This window comes from Achromobacter sp. SIMBA_011, from assembly GCF_046535435.1.
Classification (GTDB): Bacteria; Pseudomonadota; Gammaproteobacteria; order Burkholderiales; family Burkholderiaceae_B; genus Achromobacter; species Achromobacter dolens.
This window is the reverse complement of record NZ_JAWRWN010000180.1, coordinates 1-333: the sequence shown is the minus strand read 5'-3', so window position 1 is coordinate 333 and position 333 is coordinate 1. Positions and strand designations below refer to the sequence as shown.

At 68.2% G+C, this 333-nt stretch carries 1 pseudogene; it reads left to right on the top strand.

From position 1 onward, the window contains the following. A pseudogene (locus tag SB816_RS30470) lies at positions 1–328 on the top strand (GDP-mannose pyrophosphatase); the annotation flags it as partial. Positions 329–333: the final 5 nt, after the last annotated feature.

Genomic DNA, 333 nt, shown 5'->3' with positions numbered 1-333 from the left:
CGACGCGACGCCCGACGCACGCATTCGCGCGGAAGCCGAAGAGGAAACCGGCTATCGCGTGCGCGGCGTGCGCAAGGTGTTCGAGGCGTTCATGAGCCCGGGCTCGGTGACGGAGAAGCTGCATTTCTTCGTCGGCGAATACGATGCGTCGCTGCGCACGGGCGACGGCGGCGGCATCGCGGAAGAAGGCGAGGATCTGGAGGTCGTCGAGATGCCGCTGCGTGCGGCGCTCGACGCGATCGAGCGCGGCGAGATCGTCGATGCGAAGACCATCATGCTGCTGCAGTACGTCGCGCTGCGGGAAACCGCCGGCGTGCGCCCGACATGACGCCG